We start from the raw sequence: 18,963 nt of genomic DNA on the forward strand, positions 1-18,963 counted from the left end.
CAACGAAACATCAACATACCTTCTTCACCAGGTGATATGAGGGTCATACAGCGGTATCACACCTCCATGAGCCTGGTGGTTTTTGAGTCGCTGAAGCAGATCCACTGCGCCGACTGCCGGCAGGGCCCACTCCGGCACCTCGTCCGCGAGTCCGGTGTACCCCGCTGCCTGGACTGCACGGATCTCGGCCATCTCGTCTATCTCCCGCGGGGGGACACGGCGCTCACCCGCCGCTCCCGCGAGGCCAGTTCGCTCTGCGCCGTCGTCGTGCGCTTCAACAAGCGCCGGCACCGCTACGAGCGCCTGGGCCTCCTCGTCGAGGAGGCCGCGCTGGCGCGCGCGGAGCGCGCCTGCCTCGCGGACTCCGAGGCGCGGGCGCGCCGCCGGGAGCGCGACCGGCGGCGGCGTTCGGCCGAGGACATCCGCTTCACTGCGGCCTTCGCCGCCGAGATCGTACGGCTGTTCCCCGGTTGTCCGGCCGACCGGGCCGTGGCGATCGCCACCCACGCCTCGGTGCGCGGCAGCGGCCGGGTGGGCCGCACCGCGGCCGGCCGCGCCCTCAACGAACTGGCGGTGTCCGTCGCGGTCCGGGCGGCGGTGCGGCACACCGACACCGAGTACGACGCCCTGCTGATGGCGGGTGTCCACCGGTTCGCGGCCCGGGCCCGGCTGGCCCCGCGGATCGACGCCATCCTGGACGGGTGGCGTACGCCGCCCCCGGGGCCCGCGGCCCCGCCGGATCCGGACCTGTCGGCCTGACCCCGGTCAGTTGAGGCGGAAGCGGCGGTAGAGGAGTACTCCGCCGAGGAGGAGCGCGCCCGCGCCGGGGACCAGGTATCCGACGCCATCGGCCCCGGTGTGGGCGAGAGCCTCGTGCCGCGGGGCCTCGGGCGGGGTGACCCGCGTGACCTGCGTGACCGGCTTGGTGGGCACGGCCGGGACGACCGGGGTCACCGGCTTCTCGACGACGGGCGGCTGGACGGGCTTGCCGCCCGTGGGCTGCTCGCCGTTGACGGACGTGTTGCCCAGCGAGGGGTTGCCGATGCCGACCACGTTCACGGAGTTGCCGCTGACGTTCAGCGGGAGGTCGACCGGAAGCTGGAGCCCGTTGCCGGAGAGCACTCCGGGAGAATCCTTTCCGCTTCCCTGGGCGTGCGCCCCGCCCCCGTTGGCGCCTGCCGGTTTCGAAGAATGCGTCGAGCTGGCGCCGGACTGCCGGCCACCACCGCCCCCCGACGACGCGTTGCTACAGCGGTTCCCGGCGGCCGGGTTGAGCAGGCCGACCACGTTCACGGTGTTCCCGCACGCGTTCACCGGGAGGTTCACCGGCAGTTGCACGAGGTTTCCGGACAGCAGTCCCGGCGAGCGCTCCGCCCCGCCACTCGCGTCCGCGTCGGCGTGGGCGAACCCGCCCACACCCGCGACCGCCAGTCCGCCTCCCGCAACCACTGCCGCGATGAAGCCATTCCGACGACTGTGACGCATCAGTTTCCCTGCCTTCCGGATGAGTTCGCGGGTAATGCCCCCGCACCGGAAACAACGCTCTGACCCCATTCGAGTTATAGGGGCAGTAGACATTTCACTCAATCGTGTACTGGGTAATGGTCACTTCATGACCGATCGCCCGCTGCTCCTCCTCGACGTGGACGGCCCCCTCAACCCGTTCCGCTCGCCCCTCGCCGGTTTGCGCGGATACCGGAGCCACCGGATGTGGCCCGACGTCTGGCTCTCCTACCGCGACCCGGAGTCCCGCAGGGCCCGGCGCGGTGCCCGGGTGCGCCTCCACCCGTCCCACGGCGCCCGGCTGCTGGCCCTGCCGTTCGAGCTCACCTGGGCCACCGCCTGGACCCACCAGGCCAATACGATGATCTCCCCGCACATCGGGTTGCCGGGTGACCTCACCGTCGTCGAGTGGCCCGAACTCTTCGCCGATGACCCCGACGGCCTCTCGTGGAAGACCCGACACCTCCGCGACTGGGCGGCCGGCCGGCCCTTCGCCTGGGTCGACGACATGATCACCCCGCGCGACCGCGCCTGGGTCGCCGCACACCATCCGGCCCCCGCCCTGCTGCTGCGCATCCACCCGCGCCACGGACTGCGCGACCGGGACTTCACCACCCTGACCCGCTGGGCCGCCGGGCTCAGCGCGTAGCGACCAGCCGGTCCGGCGTCCCCGTGAGCCCGCCGCCGGTGAGGAGGTCCCTGACGTCCGCTTCGAGCGCGCTGCGGATGTCGGACCCCATGCGCTTCCAGCCGAAGAGCTCCCGAGTCTGCTGGAGCAGTTCCTCCGTGGTCATCCCCGGGCATTCCAGGGCCAGCTCCCTCATCGCCAGCTGCCGCTCGGCCGGTGAAACATGGGCGATCTTGCGCGGTTGGTCGTCCAGCGGTGTGCGGGCACCCCGCAGCTGCCGACCGACGACGTCCGCGAAGCCGCTCTCGTACTCCGCGATCCCGGCACGTACCAGGGCCTCCAGCACCTGCTGGGCGTTCTCCACCATCCGCCTGCCCGACTTGCCGAGCCCCCAGGCCTCCCGCGCACGCTGGACCAGGAGGTCCTGATGGATGGGCCCCTCCACCTCGATGATCTGCGCCAGCACCCTCCGCAGTACGGGACGCGCTTCCGGCGTGTGAAACTCCGGAACCGCCCAGGCGTCCACGCGGACCTCCGCGAGCACGTACCGCGTGCTCCAGTCGCGCACCGGCGCCCGGTCCACCAAGAAGATCCGCTCCGGCTCCGGTCGGGGTACCGGGATTCGCGTCTCCGCGGGCGCCGTCACCGCGGGCGTCGCCTCCGCGCCGAGGGTGCCGCCCTGAGGTACCCGAACCGCCTCCGGTCGTGCGAAGGGGTCGATCGCCACCGCCGCATCGACCGCTTCCTTCAGCCTGCGCTCCGCCTCCGGACGGTTGCGGTACCAGTCGGTGCCCCAGATCCGGTGCAGGGTCCAGCCGAGGCCTTCCAGTACCTGCTGGCGCAGCCGGTCGCGGTCGCGGGCCGCACGTGACGAGTGGTACATCGCCCCGTCGCACTCGATGCCGAGCGCGAACGAGCCCTGCGCCGCCGGGTGCCGCAGGCCCAGGTCGATCCGGTAGCCCGCGACGCCCACCTGCGGCTGCACCTCGTACCCCCAGTCGCGCAGCACCGCCAGCACCGACTCCTCGAAGGGGCTGTCCGGCTCGGCGTCCGCCACCACGGTGTCCCTGGCGAGGACCGCGGGCCCGTTCTCCGCGTATTCGAGGTAGCGCTTGAGGTGCTGCACGCTCTCGTTGGGGCCGTCCTTGAGCTGGGATCCGTGGAACGAGGCGACCACCTCCACGCGGAACCGGGCGCGGGTGACGGCGACGTTGAGTCGTCGCCAGCCGCCTTCCTTGTTGATGGGGCCGAAGTTGAGCCCCAGCACCCCCCGCTCGTCCGGCCCGTAACCGAGCGACATGATCATGACGTCCCGCTCGTCGCCCTGGACCGACTCAAGGTTCTTCACGAAGAATCCGTCGAGGCGGTCCTCGGTGAAGCAGTGATCGAGGTCCGGGCGGGCCAGCCGGGCCTGCTGCACGCATTCGTCGATCGCGGTCGCCTGGGCCTGGGAGAGCGCCACCACACCGAGGCTGCGGCCCGGCCGGGTGTCGAAGTGGTGCAGCACGCGCTGCGCCACGGCCTCCGCCTCACGCCGGTTGTCCCGGCGCCCGCCCCTGTCGTAGCAGCCGTCCGCCTTGAAGAACTCCACGCCGATGTCGGGGCCGCGTTCCAGCGCCCCCGGGAAGGTCACCATGCTGTTGCCGTAGAAGGACCGGTTGCTGAAGGCGATCAGGTCCTCGTGGCGGCTCCGATAGTGCCAGCGCAGCGCAAGCTCGCGCATCGCGCCCGCCTTGCACGCATGGAGCAGCGATTCGAAGGCGTCCGGCAGTTCCTCGTCGTACTCATCGCCCTCGTCGCCGACGGCCGAGTCGAAGAACGAGGTGGGCGGCAGCTGCTTCTCGTCGCCGGCGACGACCAAGGAGCGGCCCCGGTACACGCAGTTGACCGCGTCACCGGGCCTGACCTGCGAAGCCTCATCGAAGATCACCACGTCGAAGCGGTAGTCGGCCGGCAGGTACTGGCTCACCGAGAGCGGGTTCATCATGAAACAGGGCTTGACCGCCTGGACCACCTCCCGTGCCTTGCCGAGGAGTTCCCGCACGGCCAGGTGGCGGGTCTTCTTCTCCGCCTCACGGCGGATCAGCGAGGCCCCGCCCGCACCAAAGGCCTTGGGCTTGCGGCTGTTGCACGACGCGATGACGGCGCCGCTCGCCGCGGCCACCAGCATCCGGTCGGCCTCGCGGAAGCTCCGTACCCGGGCGTCGAGCTCCGCGGCACGCGCCGTACGCAGCCTGCCGTCGGCGGCGAGCAGCGTGTCGGCCCAGAGCTGGAGCAGGGCGCGCTCCACGACCGGGGGGAAGTCCTCCGCGTCGATGCCCCGCTCCGCGGCCCGGGAGACGAGGTCGTCGAGCCCGCGGCCCCTCAGCACCGAGAGTGCACTGCGGTACGTCTGCCATTCCCCCGGGCCCGACGGATCCGCCGCCAGGACGGCGAGGGCGCGGGCGGCCTCCTCCAACGTGCCGCCCAGGGCCGGCAACAGCTTCAGCCGGCGCCCGTCCTCGAACATCGCGGCGAGCCGCGCCGAAGTCTCGGTCCACCGTGCTGCGCGCAGGTCCACGGCATCGCACCAGTCGGCGAGGGCACCGCGGACGGCCTGGACCTGTAGCCCGGCGTATCCGTGCTCCGTGTCCGCTCCGTGCGCGAGGCGGTCGGACACGGCGCCGCGTTCGTTGCTTTCCGCGGTGAGCTCCGCGATCCGGGCGGCGTTGGCCAGAGCCTCGTCGAGCGCCGCGAATCCGTCGGCGCCACCGGGCAGGTAGGGGCCCAGCAGCTCCCGGTGCTCCTCGGTCAGCAGCAGCACCCGGTCACGTGCCTGCTGCCAGGCGAGCGCCTCTGCCAGTCTGCCGGGCAGGCGCTTGTCCCAGGCCCCGGTCACCGTGAGGGCGGTCGCCGCCTCCCGGTCTGCCCGGTACTGCCCCTTGAAGCGGGCGGTGAGCCCGTGGTGGTCCTCGGCGAACCGGCGCACCAGATCGGCGAGGGCCCCGTAGGTCAGGACCTGGGGTCCGAACACGTCCTGCGCCGCGCCGCGCGCCACGTCCTCCTCGTCGAGAGCCGCCTTGAGCTGCTCCGCCGCGGCCTGCGCCTGACGCAGGTTCGCCGCGTCGAACCAGTGCGGCAGGGGCCGGTGCTCGGCACCCTCCAGGTCGATGAGCTCGAACAGCGCGAGCAGGGACCCGATGTCCCGCGGTGCACCCAGGCCGAAGCCCTCGGCGAGCTGTGCGATGACGGGCGAGTGGTCCTCGAACGGAGCGTTCGTCGAGCCCGAGGTGCGTACGGGCAGCCCCGCGCGGAGGCCGTCCGCGATCCGCCGGACGTCCCGGACCGTCTTGGGAAGGGGTGTGTCGGCAGCGAGGGGCCTGTGCTCCGCGGCCGCCCGGAGCGACTGCAGGGCATCGTCGGCAGCGGCGAGCGCCGTGGTCGCCGAGCCTCCTCCCGTCGCCTCGGGGTCACGCAGCCCCCACCAGGCGAAGGAGTCGCCTTCCGCGACGGGCCGCCAGGACCGGGCGACCGAGCGGGCGGCCGCGAGCACCTCGTGCAGTGCGGCGGCGCTGAGCGTGTCGGTGACGGCGGCCACCCCGGAGGTGAGCGTCAGCTGCGGAACCTCCTGCTGGCCGAGCAGTGCGAGCCGGCCCAACACGTCGTGCAGCGTCCGGCCGAGCGGCTGCCGCTCCTCGTTCATCGCGGCGGCGTAGGCGGACAGTTCCTCGCGCAGCCGCCTGGCCTCGTCGAGCTCGTGTTCGGCTGCCCCGGAGGCCCGCACTTCGGTCGTCAGCGCACGGTCCAGTTCTTGGGCCACGGCCTTCTTGCTGGTGTCGCTGCTGTGCAGGGCCAGGACGAAGTCCCCGAGGCCGACGTCGGTCAGCCGGTTGCGTACGACGTCCAGGGCCGCGGCCTTCTCACTGACGAACAGGACGGTGCGGCCGGAGTGCATCAGGGCCGCGATCATGTTGGTGATCGTCTGGCTCTTGCCGGTACCGGGCGGGCCGCTCATCACGAACGACCGGTTCGCCATGGCGGCCGCGATGCACTGGCGCTGCGAGGCGTCGGCGTCCAGGACCAGCGGGGTCCGCTCGGGCAGCTGGACCTCGTCGATCCGCTCGATCGCGGGCGGATCAAAACCGATGACGTCGTCCGGGAGGCCCGAATCCGGTCCCAGCCCGATCGCCCGGATGAGCGGGCTGGCGAGGATCGCCGCCTCGTTCTCCTTGAGGTCCTGGTACATGGCCTCCTTGTGAGCGGCGAACATGGATAGGACGACGCTGTCACGGACCACCCAGCCGGTCTGGCCCGCGGCGGCCGTCCGGGCCCGGGCCAGCACGGCGGCCGCGTCGAGGCAGTCGGTGTCCGCCACGGGCGTCCAGTCGACGCCGAGCTGGGCGAGCTTCACGGCGAGCGCCGGATTGTGCACCGCGTCCTGCTCCTCGGCTTCCTGCAGCCGGATCTTGCCCGTCCGGTCGCGCACGAGCTGCACCGGGACCAGCACGAGGGGCGCCGAGCTGCTCTCGTGGGCTCCCTCTTCACGCCAGTCGAGCATTCCGACGCCGACCCAGAGCACCCACAGCCCGAAGTCGTTGAAGGTCTGGTTCGACTTCTGGCGCAGCTGCCGCAGGACACTGTCCAGGGCCTGCTGGGTCTGCTTCTGCGTGAGGATCCCGCCCGCCGACCGGGCTCGGGCCGACCCCCGCGGCGCCTTGTCCAGGGTGACGCCGGACGGCCCTTCCCCGAACCGCTCGGCGTCCTCGGCGTCCTCGACGGGAGCGAAGTCCCACCCGCGGTCCAACTGCGCCAACAGGGGGCCGGCGCTGGGCGCGGTGATCTCCAACGTGGAGGACCTGGTGTGGCGGAAGTTCAGCAGCCGGTTGCGGCCGCCCAGGTCGATGAGCGACTCGCGCCAGCCACCCAGTACGGCCCTCAACCTCTCCTGTCCCGGGTCGGCACCTGTGTCGAAAGGCTGGGCATGCGCCGTCCGGCCGTGCATCTGGGGGTACCTCCGGGGCAGAAATCGACAGGACCGGGCAGAAGAGCCCGGCGCTTGTCACGTTCCGGATCACCCAATCACACCCCGGCACGCGGAACGTCCTGATCTCACGGATCAGGTCGTTCGGCCCCGCACGTCCGGACCGTTCCGGAGCCGCTCACGCATCTGCACGCGGGGCGAGAGCGGCGACGGGATCCGTGGAGGGGCGGCCCACCGGCCACCAGTCCTGATCGCCGTGGCGGTCCTCGTAGGAGTACCAAAGGCCGTCGCGGCCGAGGCGCAATTGCCGGGTGTGGATCGTCAGGCGGTTGCGGTCGGGGCGGGAGGAACCCTGGCCTGCGGCGAGGAGGGCCGGGCGGGCCCGGTCGAAGGGCCCTGCCGGCGGGTCCCAGGGTTCTTCGAGGGCGTCGAGGGCCGGGCGCCCGCCCTGGCGCCAGGCCGCCGCGGCCCGGGCGAGATCGGTGGTGCTGCGGCCGGTGGCGCGGGCCAGGTCCCGGTACAGGACGCGGGCCGCGCCCGTCAGCCCCGCCGTGGGGTGCGCGGAGGCCAACCGGACGGCGTCCTGCCACAGGGTGAGCCCGGCGATCGGATCCTCGCCGGTGGCCAGCAGGGCCAGGGCGCGGGCGGCCGCGTCGGAGGCGAGCTGGTCGAGGGCCAGCGGGTCCGGCGCCGCCGGGTCGGCCGGGTAGGCGGGCGGAAGGCCCACGGCGGCGGGCACGGGCAGCGGCGCGGGCAGCGGAGGCAGGCTCGGGCGGGCGAGCGCCGCCCGGGCCGGAACCCCGGGGAAGCCGGGTGCCGTGTCGGGCTGTTCGCGCGCGGCGTGGGCGGCGTTGCGACGGGAGAGTTCGTCGAGCAGCTCCCGCTCCCCCCGGCCGCGCAGGAGCAGCAGGACGAAGGGGTCCTCGTCCAGGAGCCGGGCCGCCCGGTAGCACAGGGCCGCCGCGTGCTTGCACGGCGGACGCCCGAAGTCCGGGCAGGAGCAGTGCGGGACCAGCTCGCCGGCGCCGGGCAGGACGGCCCCCGCGAGCGACTGCGGGACCTCTCGTTCCAGCAGGGCGGCGAGCGCCGCGGGGTCGGCCGCGACCGTCTCCAGCAGGTCCTCCCACTCCGGGTCGGCGAAGGCGGGCAGGGTCAGCTCGGTGCGGTACGGGCGGGGCCGGCTGCCCCGGACGTACGCCACGATCCGACCGGGGGTGACGGTGACCGCGCTGACGCGTCCTCCGTCGGCGTACGTACGTCCCCGGGCCAGGCGGGCCGGGTCGTGGGAGACCTCCTCCAGCGCCGAAACCCAGGCCCGGCCCCACCAACTCACCGCCTCGGCCCCGGCGGGCACGGTCTCGAAGGTGCGACGGCGGTCGTCCCGCGCGGTGATCATCCGGGCCTCCGCAGGGAAACGAGGTCGGCCAGCTCGCGGTCGGTCAGCTCGGTCAGCGCCGACTCGCCGGAGCCCAGGACGGCGTCGGCCAGGGCCCGCTTCGCCTCCAGCATCTCGGCGATCCGGTCCTCGACGGTGCCCTCGGCGATGATCCGGTGGACCTGTACGGGCTGGGTCTGGCCGATGCGGTAGGCGCGGTCGGTGGCCTGTTCCTCGACGGCCGGGTTCCACCAACGGTCGAAGTGGATGACGTGTCCGGCCCGGGTGAGGTTCAGCCCGGTGCCCGCCGCCTTCAGGGACAGCAGGAAGACGGGGACCTCGCCCGCCTGGAAGCGGTCGACGAGCTCCTCGCGGCGCGGCACCGGCGTCCCGCCGTGCAGCAGCTGCGAGCTGATCCCACGGGCTTGCAGGTGCCGTTCGATCAGGCGGGCCATCGTCACGTACTGGGTGAAGACCAGCACCGAACCGCCCTCGGCCAGGATCGTGTCCAGCAGCTCGTCCAGCAGCGCGAGCTTGCCCGAGCGGTGCGGGATCCGGGGCTGCTCCTCCTTCAGGTACTGCGCGGGGTGGTTGCAGATCTGCTTGAGCGAGGCCAACAGCTTCATGATCATTCCGCGCCGTTCCATGCCCTCGCTCGACTCGATCACGGCCATCGCCTCGTCCACCGCCGCCCGGTAGAGCGAGGCCTGCTCCCGGGTGAGGGAGACCGGATGGTCGGTCTCCGTCTTCGGCGGCAGCTCGGGCGCGATGCCGGGGTCGGACTTCTTGCGGCGCAGCAGGAACGGCCGCACCAGCGCGGACAGCCGGGCGACCGCCGCTTCGTTGCCGCCGTCCTCCTCCTGCTGGTGCTCCACCGGGCGGGCGTGGCGGGCCCGGAAGGTCGTGAGCGGGCCCAGCAGCCCCGGCGTGGTCCAGTCGAGGAGCGCCCACAGCTCGGAGAGGTTGTTCTCCACCGGCGTTCCGGTCAGCGCCACCCGGGCCGGCGCGGGCACCGTGCGCAGTGCCTTCGCGGTCGCCGAATGCGGGTTCTTGACGTGCTGTGCCTCATCGGCGACGACCAGGCCCCAGCTCTGTTCGGCGAGCAGGGCGGCGCTGGCGCGCATCGTCCCGTACGTGGTGAGGACGAACCCGCCGGCGCAGGACGTCAGGTCCTCGATGCCGCGGCTGTTGCCGTGGAAACGGCGGACGGGCGTGCCGGGGGCGAACTTCTCGATCTCCCGCTGCCAGTTGCCGAGGAGGGACGCAGGACACACCACGAGGGTGGGCTCCGGCCGGTCCCGGTGCAGGTGCAGCGCGATCAACGTGACCGTCTTGCCGAGGCCCATGTCGTCGGCGAGGCAGCCGCCGAGACCGAGCGAGGTCATCAGGTCCAGCCAGGCCAGGCCGCGCGCCTGGTAGTCGCGCAGGGTGGCCTTGAGGGCGGCGGGCTGCGGCAGCGGGGTCTGCTCCCCCGTCAGTCGGTCCCGCAGGGCGGCGAGCGCTCCCACGGGCACCGCCTCGACCGTCGCACCGTCGATCTCGGCCGTCCCGGACAGTACGGTGGCCAGCGCGTCGACCGGGTCCAGGACGCCCAGCTCCCGCTTGCGCGCCTTGCGCACCAGCTCCGGATCGACCCGCACCCACTGGTCGCGCAGCCGGACGACGGGCCGGTGCGCCAGGGCCAGCGCGTCCATCTCCCCCGGGGTGAGCCGGTCGCCGCCCAGCGCCAGTTCCCAGGAGAAGGCGAAGAGGTGCTCGGCGTCGAAGAAGGCGGTCCCGTCGATCGCCGAACCCGGGGCGGTGGACCGTACGACGGCGGTCGCCGACAGCGTGCGGGCCAGCTCGCGCGGCCAGTGGACCAGGACCCCGGCGGCGGCCAGCCGGCTCCCGGCCACCCCCAGCAGGTCCTCCAGTTCCGGGTCGGACAGGGCCAGCGCATCGGGCACGGGCTGGTCCAGTAGGCGCAGCAGCGGGGGCCAGACCCGCGCGGCCCGGCGCAGCGCGAGCACGGCGTCGATCCGGGCGCGCGGGCCGAACCCGGCCGCCGCCGCGCCCGCCCACAGCTGCCCGGCGTCGGTGATCAGGGTCGGGTCGGCGAGGCTGTGCACCTGGACGACGGCGGCTCCGGCGCGCCGGGTGTCGGCTTCTTCGGCCTCGTCGAAGAGCCGGAAGGAGGACAGGTCGAGGCGGAGCGAGATCCCGACGCCGGTGTCGGAGCCGGCCGCGACCTGCGCGGCCCAGTCCTGTATCCCCGGCACCGGCTGCGGTTCCTGCGCGGCGAACGGCCGCCCGGCGGCCACGGCCGCGGCCGGGGTGCGCGGCAGGCCGTCGGCGACGGCGTCGAGGAACGCCCGGACCAGTGCCTCCGGTTCGGGCAGCTGGAGCGGACGGCGGCCGGCCAGGGGCGTCGCGTACCCCTCGTGCGGCAGTGCGGCGGCGACCGCGCGGAGGTGATCGACGTCGGCGGCGTCGAGCGGTCCGGCCCGCCAGGCGTCGACGCCCTCGGGGGTGAGCCCGGGGAGGAGCCGGCCACGGGCGGCGAGGGCGAGCGCCTGCCGGGCGGCGGTGCCCCAGGCGCGGGTGGCGGGATGCGCGGCGGGGCTGTGGGGCGCCCGTGCGAGCAGGGGCAGGGCGGCGGCGACCGAGAAGGTCACCGCGGGCACGGTCCGGCTGCGGACCCCGTCACCGTGCGGGCGTACGACGGTGAGCGCCGCCGCCGCTCCCGCCTCGGGCAGGGCGTCCCCGTCGGGCGCCCAGAAGGCGACCCGCCCTTCGCGGGGGACGGCGGCGGGCAGGAAGACCGCGGCATGGCGGAGCAACGCGATGGCCTGCGGCAGCAACGGGCGCTGCGGCTGCGGCTGCGGCTGCGGCTGCGGTGTCATGGTGCGTCCCCCTCCCCGTCGGTGTCCCTGCACATCTGCCGGTCCCCTCTGCCGACGAGTTTAGGCGCGACCACCGACAACGGCCCCTGACCTGCGGTTCAGCGGGCCCAGCGGCCCTGTTCCAGCGCGTACCCGTACACGGGCCGGCCGGTGGCGGCGCTCGTGCGCAGCGGCCGCCCGCCCTCGTCGATCCGCAGGGTGCCCGACCCGGACGGGCCGGTCCACCGCAGGTCGAGGTACCAGTCGCAGTCGCATCCCGTGGTGGCCGCCGCCACCCGCAGGACGGCCGGTTCGGCCGCCGAGACGCGCAGGGGGAAGGAGGGGGCGGGCAGCGTGTTGCCGCCGTCGTTCCCGGCGACGGGCCGGGCCTGCGGGCGCGGCGCGTCCAGATTGACGGCGAACGCGGCAGGGGTGAGCCCGCCGCCGCAGCCCTGCGACATCTGGTAGACGTTCCAGGCCGGCGGCTTGCGACGGGCGGCCACCCGTACTTCCAGGTCCTCCAGGACCACGGCGCCCCCGCCCGTACCGTGCAGGGTGACCTCGACGATCTGCGTCCCGGCGTGCACGGCGTGCTGCGCCGTCGCCCAGGCGGGTGCGTCCGCCTCCACGGGTGGCGGGGGCACCGATCCCGGACCGCGCTCGGAGAGGTAGGCGTGATCACAGCCCGCGGTCCACACGTGCGACCGCACCGCCGCCTTGAGGGGCACGACCGGGCCCCGGCCCGGGGCGGACGCCGGCGGTGACGCGGAGGACTGGCCGGGCGCCGCGGCCGTCGCCCCGGCCGAATCGGTCGCCCCTGCCGCCCCTGCCGCCTCAGCCGGTGGTGTCGGTTCCGGTTCCCCCGTCGATGCCGGTGCTGGGGCGGACCCCGATCCCGCGGACGGCGGCGCACTCGTACGCGCACTCGTACCCGAGCCCGTCCCCGTGCTCCCGCCCGCATGCGGTGCGCCGGGACCGGGGCCGGCCGCGGCCAGCAGCGCCACCGCCACCGCCCCGGCCGTCATCCCCGCGGCGGTGACCACGGCCGCCCGCCGCCGGTACCAGGCACCCCGGGCCACCGGCCCCGGCTCGGGGTCCGGCGTCACCACCACGGTCGGCTCCGGCTCCGGCTCCGACTCCGATTCCGGCACGGGCTCAGGGACCGGCTGCGGCTCCGCCACCGGCCCGGCCCCCGCGCGCCGCCGCGCGTCCGCCAGCAGCCACGCCCGGTGCAGGTCCAGTGCCTCCTCCCGCGTCGCCCCGCAGGCCCGCGCGAAGCGGTCCACCACCGCGAACTCCGCCGGCAGCGCCTCCCCCTTGCAGTACCGGTGCAGCGTCGACGTACTCGTGTGGAGCCGGCGCGCCAAGGCGCCGTAGCTGAGCCCGGCACGCTCCTTCAGCTCCCGCATCAGCCGTGCGAAATCCTCGGCCTCGCTCACGCTCTCTCCCCCCCATTGCGCGTACCGCGTCCCGCGACCGCGTTCCATGCATGAGGTGTTCCCCCAGGTGACGGCGCGTACGGCCGTTCCAGCGTCCCGGATTCGCCGTGATCCGTCGCCCGCCACGCCGTCCGGGGAACAGGCTCGTCAGGCACACACCACCACGGCACTCACGGGGAGAACCGACCATGTTCCGACGTGTCCGACGTTCCGGCACCGCCACCGCCACCGCCACCGCCACCGCGCTCACCACCGCACTCGTCGCGGCGGCAGCCGCACTCGTCCTGACCGCCTCCACCTCCACCTCCGCCGCGGCCGCCACCGCGCCCGGTTTCCTGGCCGGCACCGACCTTCCGCCGCACCCCACCTCGCCCTGGTACCCCGGGGCGGTCACCGCGGGGCTGCCCGAGTCCGCGCCGTTCTGCCTGGAGGGCGTGCTCCCGGCCGCGGGCAGCTGGCACCGCGTCTTCGGCACCGAGTACGACACCGGCGCCGTGCAGGTCTCCGTACGGTCCTCCTCGCCCTCCGCGGCGGCCAAGCTCGCCGGCGTCCTGGAGCGCAAGGTCGCCGCCTGCGCCGCCGACTGGCTGCGGGCGACTCCGGGCGGCACCGCCTCCTGGCAGGACTACGGCGCCCTCCCCGTCGAGGAGGGCGCGCACGTCTACGGGGTCCACACCTCGATCCCCGAATCCGAGCCGGGCGTGCACCTGTACGGGATCGGGCGCGACGGCTCCACCGTGACCGTCGTGCAGTGGGGCGAGATGGGCGACCTGTCCCACGCCCCGGTCGCCGCCTTCAAGAAGACGACCACCAAGGCCGTGAACAAGCTCAACCCCTGACCGGGCCGGGGTGGGACCATGGACGGAGGAGAGGCGATGGCCATGCGTTCCGGGAATGAGCCGGTGACCGCGCGCAGTCCGCTGCGGCTGCGGTTCTGGCTGGGTGTCTGGGGCCTGGTCTGGGCTGCCGCCGGCACGGCCCTGTTCTCGCTGGTGGGCCGTCCCGGATGGGCGGCCGCCTGCGGGGCGCTGGCGGTGGTCGTGGTCGTGGACCTGTGCATGATCGTGCGCCACATCCACCAGGGGCCCCACTACCAGCCCGGCCCGGACATCCCTCCGTACGTGCCGCCTCGCAGCCGGTGACTCAGGCCGGGTCGGCTCCGGCCGGGCCCTCTGCGGCCGGGCCGTCGAACCGGGCCGCCGCCAGGTAGTCGGGCCGCGGGTCGAGGGCCGCGGCGAGGCGGAAGTGCTTGCGCGCCTGCTCGGGCCGGCCCGAGCGTTCGAACGTACGGGCCAGCGCGAAGTGGGCGAAGGCGTTGTCCGGCTCACGCTCCAGGACCAGCTCGAACTCCAGCTCGGCCGGCCGCAGTTGCGCGGCCGCGAAGAAGGCCCGGGCGCGCAGCAGCCGCGCCGCCGTGTTCTCCGGGTGGGCGGCTATGACCGAGTCGAGCAGCTTGACCGCGCCGCGCGGGTCCCGGGCGGCGAGCAGCTGCTCGGCGGCCCTGTAGTCGATGACGTGGGTTTCCGGGCTGGACGGGGTGGGGCGCGTGGTCTCGGACACGTTCGAAATCCTTCCCTCTCCGGGCGCGTTCAACGCCCCCGCCCCACCCGCTATTCCATGCACACGTCAGAAGCACACGTCAGGCGGACACGTCAGCAGGACCCGTCAGCAGGACCCGTCAGGCGGCCCCGCCCGCCGCCCGCGCCCTGAGCTCGTCCCACACCGTGCGCACCTGCGGCTCCAACGCCTCCAGCGGCCCGTCGTTGTCGATCACGAGGGTCGCCACCGCGAGCCGCTGCTCCCGGGTCGCCTGTGCGGCCATCCGGGCCCGCGCTTCCTCCTCGACCATCCCGCGCAGCGCGGTCAGCCGTGCCAGCTGGGTCGCCGGGGCCGCGTCCACGACCACGACCAGGTCGTAGAGGGGTGCCAGGCCGTTCTCGGCGAGCAGCGGTACGTCGTGCACCACGATCGCGTCGGTCCCCGCGGCGGCTTCCAGCTCCGCCGACCGGGCCCCCACCAGGGGGTGCACGATCGCGTTGAGGGTCTGGAGCTTCGCCGGGTCCGCGAACACGATGGACCCCAGCTTCGGCCGGTCCAGCGTCCCCTCCGCGGTCAGCACCGACTCCCCGAAGGCCGCCACGACGGCCGCGAGCCCCGGCGTACCGGGCTCCACGACCTCGCGCGCGATCCGATCGGCGTCGACGACGATCGCCCCGTACCCCGCCAGCAGTCGCGAGACCTCGCTCTTGCCGGCACCGATTCCGCCCGTCAGGCCTACTTTCAGCATGCCCCGCAGCATAGGGGGCCCCGCCCGTACGTCAGTTCTCGCCCTCGCGCTCCGCCAGGAACCGCTCGAACTCGCGGCCGATCTCGTCCGCCGACGGCAGCTCCGCCGGCTCGGCGATCATGTTGCCCCGGGTCTCGGCCCCGGCGGCCGCGTCGTACTGGTGCTCCAGCCCCTGCACCAGGCTGACCAGCTCCTCGTCGCCCTCCCTGATCTGCCGGTCGATCTCCGTCTGCGTGCGGTGCGCCTCGGTCCGCAGGGCGTGCGCCACGGCCGGGAGCACCAGCCCGGTCGCCGCCGTGATCGCCTCCAGCACCGTCAGCGCGGCGTCCGGGTACGCGGAGCGCGCGACGTAGTGCGGTACGTGCGCGGCCACACCCAGTACGTCGTGCCCGGCCTGGCTCAGGCGGAACTCCACCAGGGACTCCGCGCTGCCCGGTACCTGGGCCTCGTCGAAGGGGCTGCGGTGGCCCGGCATGAGGTCGGTGCGGTTGCCGTGCGGGGTGATGCCCACCGGCCGGGTGTGGGGGACGCCCATCGGGATGCCGTGGAAGTTGACCGAGAGCCGCACGCCGAGGCGCTCGACGATCTGCCGGACGGCGACGGCGAAGCGCTCCCACTCCACGTCCGGCTCCGGGCCGGACAGCAGCAGGAAGGGCGCTCCGGTGGCGTCCTGGACCAGCCGGACCTCCAGTCGCGGCTCCTCGAACTCCGTCCAGTGGTCGCGCTGGAAGGTCAGCAGCGGGCGCCGCGCCCGGTAGTCCACCAGCCGGTCCGCGTCGAACCGGGCGACCACCTGGTGGGGCAGGGTGTCCAGCAGCCTCTCGACGATCTGCTCGCCGGCCTCACCCGCGTCGATGTACCCCTCGAAGTGGTACAGCATGACCAGCCCGGCCGAGTCCTGGGCGACCGCCAGGTCGGCCACCGCCAGGCCCTTGGCGTCCCATTCGTACAAACCCTGTGGATCAAGCACCGTCACCACTCCTCCTCGCCTCGTTCTCAGCCAAGAACGTCCAAGGCGGTCCGGCCATTCCCCAGTTGGCCGCATTCACAGGAACGCAACGGATCACGAGGGGACCGGACGGGGAGCGGCCGTGGGGAACGCGGCGGGAAACGCGGTAAGGCCCGCCCCCGAAGGGGACGGGCCTTACCGTTCAACGCAGTTCAGCTCGGCTCACACCGGAGTGTGATGCGCGCTGCGATCAGCTCTGGCCGCCGGCCAGCTTCTCGCGGAGCGCGGCCAGGGCCTCGTCCGACGCCAGGGCGCCGGAGGTCTCGTCCGACTCCGAGGAGTACGAACCACCCGAGATGCCCGCACCGGCGTTGCCACCGGCGGCCGGGGCGGCAGCGCCCTCGGCGGCAGCGGCCTCGTCGGCCTCGCGGCTCTTGATGACCTGAGCCTGGTGCTGCTCGAAGCGCTGCTGCGCCTCGGCGTACTGGGTCTCCCAGGCCTCGCGCTGCTTGTCGAAGCCCTCGAGCCAGTCGTTGGTCTCGGGGTCGAAGCCCTCGGGGTAGATGTAGTTGCCCTGGTCGTCGTAAGACGCGGCCATGCCGTACAGGGTCGGGTCGAACTCGACCGACGCCGGGTCGGCACCGAAGGACTCGTTGGCCTGCTTCAGGGACAGCGAGATCCGGCGACGCTCGAGGTCGATGTCGATGACCTTGACGAAGATCTCGTCGTTGACCTGGACGACCTGCTCCGGGATCTCCACGTGGCGCTCGGCCAGCTCGGAGATGTGGACCAGACCCTCGATGCCCTCGTCCACGCGGACGAACGCACCGAACGGAACCAGCTTGGTGACCTTACCCGGGACGACCTGACCGATCTGGTGGGTCCGGGCGAACTGCTGCCACGGGTCCTCCTGCGTCGCCTTCAGCGACAGGGAGACGCGCTCGCGGTCCATGTCCACGTCGAGGACCTCGACGGTGACTTCCTGACCGACCTCGACGACCTCGGACGGGTGGTCGATGTGCTTCCAGGACAGCTCGGAAACGTGGACGAGACCGTCGACGCCACCCAGGTCCACGAAGGCACCGAAGTTGACGATCGAGGAAACGACGCCGGAGCGGACCTGACCCTTCTGCAGGGTGGTGAGGAACGTCTGGCGGACCTCGGACTGGGTCTGCTCCAGCCAGGCACGGCGGGACAGGACCACGTTGTTGCGGTTCTTGTCCAGCTCGATGATCTTCGCCTCGAGCTCCTTGCCCACGTAGGGCTGGAGGTCGCGGACACGACGCATCTCGACGAGAGAGGCCGGCAGGAAGCCGCGGAGGCCGATGTCGAGGATGAGACCACCCTTGACGACCTCGATGACGGTACCGGTGACGATGCCGTCTTCTTCCTTGATCTTCTCGATCGTGCCCCAGGCACGCTCGTACTGAGCGCGCTTCTTGGACAGGATCAGACGGCCTTCCTTGTCCTCCTTCTGGAGAACCAGGGCCTCGATCTCGTCGCCGACCTTGACGACCTCGTTCGGGTCGACGTCGTGCTTGATCGAGAGCTCACGGCTCGGGATCACGCCTTCGGTCTTGTAACCGATGTCGAGCAGGACCTCGTCCCGGTCGACCTTCACGATGACGCCGTCGACGATGTCGCCGTCGTTGAAGTACTTGATCGTCTCGTCGATCGCGGCGAGGAAGGCTTCCTCGTTACCGATGTCGTTGACCGCTACCTGCGGAGTGGTAGAGGTGGTCTCGGTGCTGCTCGTCATGTGGGAAAGGGCTCCGGTTACGGACAGAAAGTCGTAGGTACTGCTACGCCGGGAGCCCTTATCGGCATCTGCCGAAGAAGCCGGACAGCCAAGGAGACCCCCTTCCGCGAAGAGCGGCGGGGCCTCGAAAACCGAGGGGACATCAACAGATGCAAGCGCAGCCTGCTAGGTCTGAGGAGCACAGGCTCGCAGCGCAACTTGTAGCATACGGGGGCAGCCGGACAGGGTCAATGCGCGAAGGCGCACACCCCGGGCGGATCGCCGCACAACCGGCACAATTCATGGGCGGGAAGCCCCTCCTGGCGCTTCCTGCCACATTCAGAAGACATTCGCAGACTACGACGACGGGCCCCATGAACCAAGAGGACTACGCCTCCGAAGTAGCGTCCGAGGCCGATCCGGTCTCCGTGGAAGACCCCGAGGCCACACGGCGTGACGCGGGGGAAGCGGAGAGCAGCCGGGCGAGCCGCAGCTGGTGGGACCGCAACGCCGACGAGTACCAGAGCGACCACGGCGCCTTCCTCGGCGACGACCGCTTCGTGTGGGGACCCGAGGGGCTGGACGAGGCGGAGGCGGCCCTCCTCGGCCCCGCCGCCTCCCTCAGGGACAAGGACGTCCTGGAGATCGGCGCCGGCGCCGCCCAGTGCTCGCGCTGGCTGGCCGCCCAGGGCGCCCGCCCGGTCGCCCTCGACCTCTCCCACCGCCAGCTCCAGCACGCCCTGCGCATCGGCGACGACGTCCCCCTGGTCGAGGCCGACGCCGGACGGCTGCCCTTCCGCGCCGGCTCCTTCGACCTGGCCTGCTCCGCCTACGGAGCCGTGCCCTTCGTCGCCGACCCGGTCAACGTCATGCGCGAGGTGCACCGCGTGCTGCGCCCCGGCGGCCGCTGGGTGTTCTCCGTGACCCACCCCGTCCGCTGGGCCTTCCCCGACGAGCCCGGACCCGAGGGGCTGTCCGTCGCCGCCTCCTACTTCGACCGCACCGCGTACGTGGAACAGGACGAGCAGGGCCGCGCCGTATACGTGGAGCACCACCGCACGATCGGCGACCGGGTGCGCGACGTGGTGGCGGGCGGCTTCCGCCTGCTCGACCTGGTCGAGCCCGAGTGGCCGGAGTGGAACAGCCAGGAGTGGGGCGGCTGGTCCCCGCTGCGCGGCAACCTGATCCCGGGCACCGCGATCTTCGTCTGCGAGCGCGACTGA

The 18,963-nt window shown here is 72.8% G+C and carries 14 protein-coding genes; 5 read left to right on the top strand and 9 right to left on the bottom strand.

Annotation, left to right across the window (positions count from 1 at the left end):
• Positions 1 to 66 precede the first annotated feature (66 nt).
• Positions 67 to 759: a DUF2293 domain-containing protein gene (locus ACIQK6_RS13890; RefSeq protein ID WP_329103147.1), complete on the top strand. Its 693-nt coding sequence runs from the start codon at positions 67 to 69 to the stop codon at positions 757 to 759.
• A gap of 6 nt (positions 760 to 765) precedes the next feature.
• On the opposite strand, the gene ACIQK6_RS13895 is transcribed toward ACIQK6_RS13890, so the two are convergent.
• The gene (locus ACIQK6_RS13895; protein ID WP_329103145.1) at positions 766 to 1,449 is read right to left on the bottom strand and encodes a chaplin; all 684 of its coding nucleotides are present in this window, start codon (positions 1,447 to 1,449) and stop codon (positions 766 to 768) included.
• Positions 1,450 to 1,612: 163 nt separating this feature from the next.
• On the opposite strand from ACIQK6_RS13895, the gene ACIQK6_RS13900 reads away from it, so the two are divergent.
• Positions 1,613 to 2,152, top strand: a complete 540-nt coding sequence (locus tag ACIQK6_RS13900; RefSeq protein WP_329103143.1) for a hypothetical protein — start codon at positions 1,613 to 1,615, stop codon at positions 2,150 to 2,152.
• Here ACIQK6_RS13900 and ACIQK6_RS13905 read toward each other — a convergent pair.
• From ACIQK6_RS13905 to ACIQK6_RS13920, 4 genes are all read right to left on the bottom strand, one after another.
• Positions 2,142 to 7,049, bottom strand: a complete 4,908-nt coding sequence (locus tag ACIQK6_RS13905; protein ID WP_402694862.1) for a DUF3320 domain-containing protein — start codon at positions 7,047 to 7,049, stop codon at positions 2,142 to 2,144. The genes ACIQK6_RS13900 and ACIQK6_RS13905 overlap by 11 nt on opposite strands.
• Positions 7,050 to 7,269: 220 nt before the next feature.
• The gene (locus ACIQK6_RS13910; protein ID WP_402694863.1) at positions 7,270 to 8,487 is read right to left on the bottom strand and encodes an SWIM zinc finger family protein; all 1,218 of its coding nucleotides are present in this window, start codon (positions 8,485 to 8,487) and stop codon (positions 7,270 to 7,272) included.
• Positions 8,484 to 11,348: a DEAD/DEAH box helicase gene (locus ACIQK6_RS13915; protein ID WP_402694864.1), complete on the bottom strand. Its 2,865-nt coding sequence runs from the start codon at positions 11,346 to 11,348 to the stop codon at positions 8,484 to 8,486. The genes ACIQK6_RS13910 and ACIQK6_RS13915 overlap by 4 nt, the downstream gene beginning before the upstream one ends.
• Before the next feature lie 98 nt (positions 11,349 to 11,446).
• Complete coding sequence (locus ACIQK6_RS13920; RefSeq protein WP_402694865.1) at positions 11,447 to 12,766, bottom strand: helix-turn-helix domain-containing protein; 1,320 nt, start codon at positions 12,764 to 12,766, stop codon at positions 11,447 to 11,449.
• A gap of 188 nt (positions 12,767 to 12,954) precedes the next feature.
• Here ACIQK6_RS13920 and ACIQK6_RS13925 point away from each other — a divergent pair, with 188 nt between their 5' ends.
• Both ACIQK6_RS13925 and ACIQK6_RS13930 read left to right on the top strand, forming a co-directional pair.
• A complete protein-coding gene (locus ACIQK6_RS13925; RefSeq protein WP_329103133.1) occupies positions 12,955 to 13,605 on the top strand; it encodes a hypothetical protein in 651 nt (216 codons plus the stop codon).
• Between the two features lie 42 nt (positions 13,606 to 13,647).
• Positions 13,648 to 13,908: a DUF6343 family protein gene (locus ACIQK6_RS13930; RefSeq protein ID WP_327386053.1), complete on the top strand. Its 261-nt coding sequence runs from the start codon at positions 13,648 to 13,650 to the stop codon at positions 13,906 to 13,908.
• Position 13,909: 1 nt separating this feature from the next.
• On the opposite strand, the gene ACIQK6_RS13935 is transcribed toward ACIQK6_RS13930, so the two are convergent.
• From ACIQK6_RS13935 to rpsA, 4 genes are all read right to left on the bottom strand, one after another.
• Positions 13,910 to 14,326 carry a tetratricopeptide repeat protein gene (locus tag ACIQK6_RS13935; protein ID WP_329103131.1) on the bottom strand — a complete coding sequence of 139 codons (417 nt, stop codon included), beginning with the start codon at positions 14,324 to 14,326 and terminating at the stop codon, positions 13,910 to 13,912.
• Between the two features lie 118 nt (positions 14,327 to 14,444).
• Positions 14,445 to 15,053 (bottom strand): dephospho-CoA kinase, encoded by a 609-nt coding sequence (gene coaE, locus ACIQK6_RS13940; protein WP_329103129.1) that lies wholly within the window; start codon positions 15,051 to 15,053, stop codon positions 14,445 to 14,447.
• Between the two features lie 31 nt (positions 15,054 to 15,084).
• Positions 15,085 to 16,023 carry a PAC2 family protein gene (locus tag ACIQK6_RS13945; protein ID WP_329103126.1) on the bottom strand — a complete coding sequence of 313 codons (939 nt, stop codon included), beginning with the start codon at positions 16,021 to 16,023 and terminating at the stop codon, positions 15,085 to 15,087.
• 229 nt (positions 16,024 to 16,252) lie between these two features.
• Complete coding sequence (rpsA, locus tag ACIQK6_RS13950) at positions 16,253 to 17,761, bottom strand: 30S ribosomal protein S1 (protein WP_030010959.1); 1,509 nt, start codon at positions 17,759 to 17,761, stop codon at positions 16,253 to 16,255.
• Between the two features lie 353 nt (positions 17,762 to 18,114).
• Here rpsA and ACIQK6_RS13955 point away from each other — a divergent pair, with 353 nt between their 5' ends.
• Positions 18,115 to 18,963 carry a class I SAM-dependent methyltransferase gene (locus tag ACIQK6_RS13955; protein ID WP_329103124.1) on the top strand — a complete coding sequence of 283 codons (849 nt, stop codon included), beginning with the start codon at positions 18,115 to 18,117 and terminating at the stop codon, positions 18,961 to 18,963.

It is taken from the genome of Streptomyces sp. NPDC091682 (assembly GCF_044756625.1).
Classification (GTDB): Bacteria; Actinomycetota; Actinomycetes; order Streptomycetales; family Streptomycetaceae; genus Streptomyces.

Coding starts and splice junctions, on each gene's coding strand:
- ACIQK6_RS13930 (WP_327386053.1), top strand. CDS start 13,648: ATGCGTTCCGGGAATGAGCCGGTGACCGCGCGCAGTCCGCTGCGGCTG.
- ACIQK6_RS13955 (WP_329103124.1), top strand. CDS start 18,115: ATGAACCAAGAGGACTACGCCTCCGAAGTAGCGTCCGAGGCCGATCCG.
- ACIQK6_RS13915 (WP_402694864.1), bottom strand. CDS start 11,348: ATGACACCGCAGCCGCAGCCGCAGCCGCAGCCGCAGCGCCCGTTGCTG.
- ACIQK6_RS13900 (WP_329103143.1), top strand. CDS start 1,613: ATGACCGATCGCCCGCTGCTCCTCCTCGACGTGGACGGCCCCCTCAAC.
- rpsA (WP_030010959.1), bottom strand. CDS start 17,761: ATGACGAGCAGCACCGAGACCACCTCTACCACTCCGCAGGTAGCGGTC.
- ACIQK6_RS13890 (WP_329103147.1), top strand. CDS start 67: ATGAGCCTGGTGGTTTTTGAGTCGCTGAAGCAGATCCACTGCGCCGAC.
- coaE (WP_329103129.1), bottom strand. CDS start 15,053: ATGCTGAAAGTAGGCCTGACGGGCGGAATCGGTGCCGGCAAGAGCGAG.
- ACIQK6_RS13910 (WP_402694863.1), bottom strand. CDS start 8,487: ATGATCACCGCGCGGGACGACCGCCGTCGCACCTTCGAGACCGTGCCC.
- ACIQK6_RS13925 (WP_329103133.1), top strand. CDS start 12,955: ATGTTCCGACGTGTCCGACGTTCCGGCACCGCCACCGCCACCGCCACC.